This is a genomic window from Holdemanella sp. (genome assembly GCF_056804935.1).
The window spans coordinates 1-2,846 of record NZ_DBMEXE010000209.1; the positions used below are offsets into that span (position 1 = coordinate 1).

4 protein-coding genes are annotated in these 2,846 nt (G+C 35.2%); all 4 read left to right on the plus strand.

Annotation, left to right across the window (positions count from 1 at the left end; genetic code table 11):
• Positions 1 to 832, plus strand: an 832-nt coding sequence (locus tag ACZQCL_RS08305) for a zinc dependent phospholipase C family protein (protein WP_482482747.1), incomplete at its 5' end; no start/stop codon positions are given.
• A gap of 251 nt (positions 833 to 1,083) precedes the next feature.
• On the plus strand, positions 1,084 to 1,644 hold the full coding sequence (gene efp / locus ACZQCL_RS08310) for an elongation factor P (RefSeq protein WP_117924819.1): 561 nt from the start codon (positions 1,084 to 1,086) through the stop codon (positions 1,642 to 1,644).
• 66 nt (positions 1,645 to 1,710) lie between these two features.
• On the plus strand, positions 1,711 to 2,475 hold the full coding sequence (locus ACZQCL_RS08315; protein ID WP_154556353.1) for a hypothetical protein: 765 nt from the start codon (positions 1,711 to 1,713) through the stop codon (positions 2,473 to 2,475).
• 11 nt (positions 2,476 to 2,486) lie between these two features.
• Positions 2,487 to 2,846, plus strand: a 360-nt coding sequence (locus tag ACZQCL_RS08320; protein WP_482482749.1) for a (d)CMP kinase, incomplete at its 3' end; no start/stop codon positions are given.

Below are 2,846 nucleotides of genomic sequence, written 5' to 3' on the forward strand. Positions count from 1 at the left end.
GAATCCAAAAGATTTCTTTAAAAAGAGTGATTTACGTGTTTCAGGAAGTATGTTTCATGCGGGTCATGTGAATGAATTTTATCAAAAAGCTTTGATTTCTATTCGCAATGAAGCGGATGAAGAAATCAAAAAAGATATGATGACTTATGTTTGTGGGCATTTATGTCACTGGGCATTGGATGCGACAAGCCATCCATATGTGTTTTATCGCACGGGAACTTGCAAAGGCAAGAGTGCGTGGTATCATCATCGTTTTGAATCGTTGATTGATGCGATCATGTTGAAGGTGAAAAAAGAATGTACGATTGAAGATTTTAAATTCTATGAAATCAGTGATGCATCTAAAGAAGAAGCTCGTGCCATTGCACGTATCTATGTGCCTGCAATCCGTCAGATTCTAGGCTTTGAAATCAAGCCTCATCAAATCATGGAAAGCTTGAAGGATTGGCACTTTATTGAATCTTTATTCTATGATGCTTCTGGAGATAAGCTAAAGGCACTTCAAACATTAGAGACTTTCACCAAAGCCTACAATTCATTGTCTGGATATATCGTACCGAATGAGCCGGATGATCCATATGATGTGATGAATTTATTACATACTCGTTGGGTACATCCAAGTGATGATACGTTGGTTTCAACTGAAAGTTTCTTCGACTTATACGATAAAGCCCAGCTTCTTGCGATGGAGGCAATTCGCTTATTCTTAGCGGCATGTGAGAATCCTGATTTAGATGATGATTTATTAAATCTAATTAAAGACCGAAACTATAATTTGGGTACAAATGATCACAAAGAAATGATAAATTTTGATTTAATTTACGAAAAGTAACTGGAAGGGTTTACAAGTTTTTCAATTAGGCGTATTATAAAGGTGGTAAGAGAAAGAAAGTATGGCTCACCTTTCGACTCAATATCCATCTTGTGTGTATATATCCTTCCTTAAAACACATAAGAAATTACTTTATCGATCCTTTCGATGAGAGAAAGCACTTCGGTGCTTTTTTTCTTTTTCTTGACAATTTTTTTGCGTGATATAAAATAATTTAGGTTATACATACAATTTAAAAGGAGTTAATAAACATGATTAGTTCAAATGATTTAAAACCAGGTCTTACAATTTTAGTCGATGGCGAAATCTATACGGTTTTAGAAGCATCACAAAATAAAACAGCTCGTAGTGCCATGGTTGTTAAGGCGAAAGTTCGTAATGTTCGTACTGGAAGTAATGTTGAATTGTCTTGGGGTGGTGGCGAAAAGGTTGAACCAGCTCAGATTGAAAAAAGAGAAATGCAGTATTTATATGATACAGATGAAGCTATGGTATTTATGGATAATGAAACATATGACCAGGTTGAAATTCCTATGGATCGTTTAAAATGGGAAAGAAACTTTATTGTTCCAAATTCAAACGTAAATATTTCTAGCTATGAAGGTGAAATCTTAGGTGTTATTTTACCGGATAAGGCAACATTGAAAGTTGTTGAATGCGAACAGGCGGTAAAGGGAGATACAGCAACAAGTGCTAGTAAAAATGCAGTATTAGAAACTGGATTAGAAGTAAAAGTTCCTTTATTCATCAACCAAGATGAAATGATCGTTGTCAACACAAACGACGGAAAATATTCAGGACGTGCAAAATAGGCAATCGCCTATTTTTCTTTTTTTGCGAGATAGTGTATAATAGTAGGGAATGTTTAGGAGGTACTTATGACTCAACTTTCAAGAAAACAAAAGTATCAAGAACTTAGAGATCGTTTAGATGAAGAAACAACTGCTGCTCAAGCGCAGCCAGTGAAACTACAAAGATTATCGCGTGTAGATAGTGGCTCTCATGCCAACAAACCATTGTATCCACATGATACAGTGCGTGTTTCGCCTACTGTAAAAGAAATGCCTACATCTCCAGTGATGGAAGATTTGCTTGGAGAAGTGAAGCAATATAATATTGATAATGGTAACCGTATCACAGATGATACACAGATCAATATTTTAAAACAGTTAGACACAACAAGTAGTGATACAATGAAGAGAAATCAACATGTGATTCCTATGGATACAGATGATGAAGATTTAGGTTCAACAATGAAGATTTCAAAACCAAGACAGACAATCACTCGTCAAGAGCCTAAAGAAGAAAAAATCGTTCTTACAAGTCAGGATGTAGAGGATGTTAAAAAGCCAGTGGATGATGAATTGGATTTGATGTATCTTTCTCATGATGATTTTGATAAAACGGAAGAACAGCCTAAAAAGGATAAGAAGAAAAAGTCAAAGCGCAAAAAAGAAAAGCGTGATGAACTTGAATCTATGCCTAGCGCAAAAATGCGTATGAAAACTTCTGATTTTGAAAAGGCTAGCAGCCATAAAGAAAAGAAGAGTTCAGAAATCGTATTGAATGTCGTTTTAGCTATATTGATCTTAGCTTTGGTTGCGATCATTGGCTATTTAGTATGGACATTTAAAAATATTTAATGAGGATGGACATGAAAAAAATTAATATTGCGATTGATGGCCCTAGTGGGGTCGGTAAAAGTACGATTGCGGATATTGTTGCAGAAAAGTTAAATATGCGCCATTTAGATACGGGTGCTATGTATCGTTGTGTGGCGTATAAAACATTAAAAGATGGAGTCAATATTCAAGATGAAAAGGCAATGTCGGATTTGATGGACACAATTGACATTCATTTTGATCAAGATAACCATGTATATTTAGATGGGGAAGATGTATCTAAAGAAATTCGTATGAATAATGTATCTATGCAGGCTAGTAAAACAAGCCAGCTAGGTATTGTACGAAAAAAATTAGTGAATCTTCAACAAAAAGTATGTGCCAATAAAGGT